We start from the raw sequence: 6,486 nt of genomic DNA, 5'->3' as shown, positions 1-6,486 counted from the left end.
GCTCTGCGGTCAGATAAAGCTTCGTTATACTGATGTGAAGCTCTACTGTCTGTATGCGAACGGATATCTAGTTTCATTGTTGGATAATCATTCAGAACAACCAATATTTTTTCTAGATCTAAGGCAGCTTCGGTTCTAATATTAGATTTATCCAAGTCGAAATAAATCATCTTGATGCCAAAGCATTTTCCTAAATCGTCGCCTACAGTAACCTTACAAGTTGATTTTTCCAATGCAATCGGTAGACTAGTTTTTCCGCTTGTTTTATCTATAGTAACAGGTAGCTCTTTTGTGGCATATTCTGGTTTTTCGGCTCTTACATAATAGGTTTTCCCGCATTCTACAGAAAAACTGTATTTACCAGATGCGTCTGCAACACCAGAATTTTTGAGATTCATTTGGTCATCATATAAAGTAAGCTTGGCTCCAGGAAGAGCAATTCCTGTTTCAGCATCGGTTACTGTTCCATACAATTCCTGAATACATCTTAATCTTCTGGTTTCTAGAAATCCGTAAATATCATCAGACCCTTGTCCTCCGTCTTTATTAGAGGAGAAAAAACCTCTTCTTGTTTCGGGATCAATAATATACGCAAAGTCATCTTTTGGAGAATTGACATCAGCTCCAACGTTCTGTATATTACTTATTTTTCCGTTATTGTCAATATTGGCAACAAATACATCTAAACCTCCAAGTCCTGGATGCCCATCTGAAGCAAAGTAAATTTCATTTTCAGAAGTTAGATACGGAAAAGTTTCTTTTCCTTCTGTATTAATTGTATTTCCGAGATTTTCTGGCGTACCATAACCTCCATTTGGATTTATGCTGACTTTATATAAATCTGATTGTCCAATTGATCCTGGCATATCAGAAGCAAAATACAGTGTTTTTTCGTCTGGACTCAAAGCAGGATGAGCTGTACTGTAATTATCACTATTAAAAGGAAGTTCCGCAATGTTAGTCCATTTGTTATCTGGTCCAAGTTCTGCTTTGTAAAGTTTGATTAAAGTGATCTTGTTTTCATCCTTTCCTTTCTTTCCGTTGATGTAATTATTTCTCGTAAAATAAACCGTTTTGCCATCTTTAGTAAAAACTGGTGAAGCCTCATGGAATTTAGTATTAATGGCCGATTTAAATTTATTGACTTTTGATGTGCTTCCTGTAGAAGGATCTAGATCGGCATCATAAATATTAGTAAAATATTCTCCTGTCCATTTGTGTTTGCGCTGTGTGAAATTCCCTGTATCTCTTGCAGAAGCAAAATAAATTTTGTTGTTGTAGACAAATGATCCATAATCGGAGTACTTACTATTGATGCCTGCATTTTCTATTTGGTACCTCCCAGAGTTTGCTTTAATCTGATCCAAATAGTTTATGTCTTCTTTATAAAGCTTTCCTCTGCTGTCATTTTTTGATTTAGCATTAAACTCATCCAGAAGTTTATTTGCTTTAGCCATATCTCCACTTGATTTTAGAGACTGTGCGTATCTAAAATAGTATTCTGGCTCAACATCTGTATTCATTGCAAATAATTCGCCATACCATTTTGCGGCATTCTGAAAATCTGAATTAAAATAATAGGCGTTACCTAGTTTTTTAAACATATCTTCTGACTTATAGCCTTTATTAGCAACTTTTTCATAAGTTTTAATGGCATCAACATAGGCGTAACTGTCATATTTCTTGTCTCCAGAATTAACTTTAGCCTGTTGCGCATAAGTGCTAAATGAAAAAGCGCCTATAATTGTAACGAAAAGTATTGTATAGTTTTTCATGATACCTTATTTTTAGAAGAAACGAGGAGTTGTCATTTTGCCTTTGTTTGAGAAGAATTCATAACGCAGGAAGATTTCGTGCGAACCTGAATTGTAATTATTCAATTTGGTAGTTTCTCGATCATATCCGTAACCTAAATAAAGTCCGTCTGTAATTTGAAATCCAACCATAGCACTTAAAGAAGCGCTCCATCTATAAGCTGCGCCAATCATAAATTTATCGTAGAACATAAAGTTGGCAGAGACATCTACTTGAAGAGGTGCTCCTTCGACCATTTTAGTCAAAAGTGCAGGTTTAAATTTTATGTATTGATATTTATCAAGATCGAATACATAACCTCCAATTAAATAATAATTGATTTTGTCTTTATAAATAGCAACATCGTTATCATTGTAACGATTAGTTTCAATAAAGTTTGGAACAGACAAACCGATGTATGCTTTATCAGAGTGCCAATAAACTCCAGCTCCAACATTAGGACTGAATTTATTATTTAAATCCTGAAATTGAGGATCTCCTTGATCTGCAGGGTTTAATTTGTTTACATCTAAGTTGAAGATATTTGCGGTTCCTTTAATACCAAATGATAGTTTAAAATCTGCGGATGTTTGAATTGTATAAGATAGGTCTACAGAAATGTTGTTCTCATTTGTTGGGCCAATTTTGTCATTAACCAACGATGCTCCTATACCTAATTTGCTATTGTTTATTGGTGTATTAATTGAGAAACTGCTTGTCTCTGGCGCTCCATCAAGACCAACCCATTGGGTGCGGTATAGGCCGAATACACTAAATACTCCACGAGAACCTGCATATGCAGGATTTATGGTTATTGTATTGTACATATACTGTGTATACTGCGCATCTTGCTGTGCATACCCTGAACATGTAACTAACAGAATGACGAAGAAAAATAATTTTGTTCTCATAGTAGATTTTATTAATTTAATAATTACTATTGATTTTTTAAATCACTGAAAATCAATGTCATATCAATCAAAATTAGTCAAAAAAATCAATTTTTTTAAATACGCTGCAAATAATCTTTGCAGCGTATTTTAATTGTTATTTCGATAGATATAAGTACCCGTCTAATTTGTGATCTTGAGCATTGTTGTTTCCATCTAGAGATTTATAATTAATAATGTAAAAATAAGTTCCAGTTGGTAGTCCATCAGATTGCTTAACGGTTGTTCTTCCTCTTGAAGTTCCGTCGAAAGCATTTGTTGTATTATTGTAGTTTGTGGTTTCAAAAACTAAAATTCCCCAGCGATTATATATTTCAACAGAATTGGTTGGATAACAAGTTGTGTCATCAATATTATCAATTTTGAAGAAATCGTTTATGTTGTCACCGTTTGGAGAAAATGCATTATGTACTAACACATCACCACAAGCTAAGACTTTACAATCATCATTGATTTCCATATTTAAAACTATGTTTCTTGGACATCTTTCATCGGCTATTATATATTCGAAAGTGTAATTGCCCAATGCTAAACCAAACGGATTAAGAATACCACCCTGAAGGGCATTAGTATTGTTTCTATCTTGCCAAACTCCTGTTGAAGGTGTTCCTTCAGGAAGTAAGGTGCTTAGGTTAATCAATGTCGAATCATCGTTACATGCCGTACCTCTTACTTCTACAACACCAATTGGAATTACTATAATGGTAACAGTTGCAGAATCACAATTATCTGGACTTGATTTATCACAAATTGTGTAACCGTAAGTATAAGTGCCAGCAGGCGTTAAGCTAGACACATTTACATTTCCAGAAGCATCAACAGTAATGTTTGGATCTGTTTTAGTGTTATTCCCTTCGGTAAGAAGCGTAAAGTTTACTAATTCTATCGTTACAGGTGTTCTTCCTTTTAAATCATTGCTGAAAATATTACCTACTAGTCCGAATGAATTACAACCGATATTGCTATAAGTATCATCATTCGCAATTATTGAAGAGATCACAATAACAGTCACAATAGCTGTATCACAGTTTCCAAAATCGGCCTTTTCGCAGATTTGATACGTTAATGTATAAGTGCCACCAGGTGTATTTGCTGCAACATTTATAGTTCCGTCAGGGCCTAATGATATTGAACCTGTTGGGTCGGGAATTGTTGTTGTAAGTGTTACATCATTTATATTTACCGCAGAACCATTTAGTGTATCGTTGGTTAAAACGTTACCCACAGTAGTTTGTGTTGGACTTGATATTATTGGTGCAGGATTATCATCATTAGCAACAATTGCAAATGTTGGTCTTGCAGTACAATAAGGATCTGCTGGTGGATAATTAACTGTTATAGTCTCACTCGGATTTACAGATAGCGTTACATTAGCGGTTGGACGTAATTTCTCAAATCCATCAGCGGCTTCAATCCATTTATTGTTTTCAAAAACCCAACCTGGCCAATCGATTCCTTTTCCTTGATCATCTACTACCGCTCCAGGCCATAATACGCGACCACTTAATGGCAGATTGTTCATTGTTGTTACAACATTATTGTTGCTGTCTGCCCAAGCAATAGTTACACCATTTACAGGAGTGAAGTTTACTGGTGTTACTACATAATCAATGTAAGGAACATCATTAACACAAATAGAGGTTGCAGTAACTGTCATTACTGGAGCTTCTATTGTAACGGTTACAGTTGCTGTATCGCAATTGTCTGTCTGATCGGCTTCGCAGATTTGATATACCATTGTTAATGTTCCTGCTGGAGCATTTGGCAATACATCTACTGAACCATCAGGGTTTAGTTGTAAAAACTCGTTTGGTGTAACCGTTGTAATTATAACATCAGATGCTGTTATAGTATTTCCTTCTAATGTATCATTTGGTAATACATTCAATACATTGGTTGTTGTATGATTTACTCCTGGAATTGGACCAGCAGAGTCATCATTTGCAACAATATCTTTGTATTCTTTACAGCTAACTCCGAAATCATTGTCTAAATGAACTAAATCTTCTGGAGTAATGGTTACAATATATCCGCTGTCTGTTGTGGTTTTACAAACGGTATGCAATTGCATTTTGCCTGTTTTGCCAGCAATATTTTTAGCAGATATAGATGGAAGTACTTTTACTAAACCAGTTAATCCTAAGTTTGCAGCCATAGTATCGAAATTCGCATCTCTAACCAATTTTATAGTATATTCTCCATAAGGATTTGCTATATCTGGACGGTTTCTCCAGAATCCTTCAATTCCCACAATTACTTCATCATGGTATCCGTTTGGACCATCAATAATTATATTTGCGTTCAATGCATTTCCGAAACCTCCAGCATTTAATTCTCCAACATTTTGAGGTCCGGTATAGCTTCCGTCTCCGTTAAGATCTATCCATTCCCATTGGCTATAATCAATGTTTCCATTTGAGTCTGGTATATTTTTAGTTACAATTCCATCATTGTTCGCATCATACCATTCATCCTGAATTCCGTTACTATTAGTGTCAAACCAAACGTAATCTCCAAGAACAGGAAGTTTTGAAGCTCCATACTCAAAATTATGGGTTTGTATTTTACAATCTTCCAAAGTAGTAAAGAATAAGCTAGAGTTAACAGGGTATAATTGATATGCACTATTCAAATTAGCGTCTTGCACTTGAACTAAGTAGCTTCCAGCAGGCATTCCAGAGAAGCTGTACATTCCGTCTGCGCCTGTAATGCGCATTTGTATTGGTCCTGTAGTTGTTCCTTGAGGAAGTAAAGTAACAGGTACATTTGCGATTGGAGCGTTGGTATCTATATTGATAATCTGTCCAGAAATTTTTACAGTATATTCGGGTTGTGTAATTACAACAGTAGCTGTAGCAGAACAAGTCTGATTTTCACCGTTTATAGGTGCAGTTGCAGTAAGAGTATAAGTTCCTGCTGGTAAATTAGTATTACCAACAACCTCATTTCTTTCATTTGTAATTACTACAGTTGAGCCTGCGCTGTTTGATACTGTAATTGAACCATCTGAACCGCCAAAACAGCTTGTGTTTGTTGCAATTCCGCTAACTGTAACTTTACGTTCAACTGTGAAAGTTTGAACCAATTCGGTTTTATTTCCTGCACAGTCGGTTAAAGTGTAAGTTCTTGTTAAGATATATGGTTCTCCATCACATCCATTTCCGCCATTGTTTGTATCGGTAACGGTGATATTTACTGTAGGGCTGCAATTATCGGCAGCATCTTTAATATCTGATGGATTTCCTACAGGTATTACATCTATACTAGCTAAGTTAGTTACACTTTCTGGAGCTGTTCCAGTTGGAGCAGTTTTATCTCGTACTGTGATAACTTGAACATGAGTAGTCGTATTGCCACCACAATCACTAATTTTCCAAGTACGAGTCAAGGTATAATTAGAAGGACATTCATTTTCAATACCTGATTTCGTTTCTGTATAAACTATTGGTAAGTCTCCATTGCAATTATCAGAAGTATGCATTTCTGCCGGTTCAGGAACTGCATCACATGATACTTCAATATCTAAAGGAAGAGTTCCCGTAAATAGTGGAGCAGTAGTGTCCTGAATTGTAATTATCTGAGTAAAAGTTTCTGATGTATTTCCACAGTCATCTTTTACAGTCCAAGTATTGGTATATGTTCCAGCATTTGAACAGTTTTCAGAAGCCACAAACTGTCCGCTTGCTTTAGTGATGTTTGTAACATCAGCATCGCATGAATCAGAAGCGGTCGGGAATTTAGC

At 35.6% G+C, this 6,486-nt stretch carries 3 protein-coding genes; all 3 read right to left on the bottom strand.

The genetic code is table 11. The features are described 5' to 3' along the window. Positions 1-1,775, bottom strand: a 1,775-nt coding sequence (locus B3J44_RS17405; protein WP_286969965.1) for an OmpA family protein, incomplete at its 3' end; no start/stop codon positions are given. Between the two features lie 12 nt (positions 1,776-1,787). Continuing rightward, the gene (locus tag B3J44_RS17400) at positions 1,788-2,705 is read right to left on the bottom strand and encodes a PorP/SprF family type IX secretion system membrane protein (RefSeq protein WP_198856277.1); all 918 of its coding nucleotides are present in this window, start codon (positions 2,703-2,705) and stop codon (positions 1,788-1,790) included. A gap of 136 nt (positions 2,706-2,841) precedes the next feature. After that, the coding region (locus B3J44_RS17395) for a gliding motility-associated C-terminal domain-containing protein (RefSeq protein ID WP_286969964.1) at positions 2,842-6,486 on the bottom strand (3,645 nt) is incomplete at its 5' end.

The organism is Flavobacterium sp. UBA4854 (genome assembly GCF_002399805.1).
Lineage (GTDB): Bacteria > Bacteroidota > Bacteroidia > Flavobacteriales > Flavobacteriaceae > Flavobacterium > Flavobacterium ginsengisoli.
This window is presented reverse-complemented; position numbering and strand designations above follow the sequence as displayed.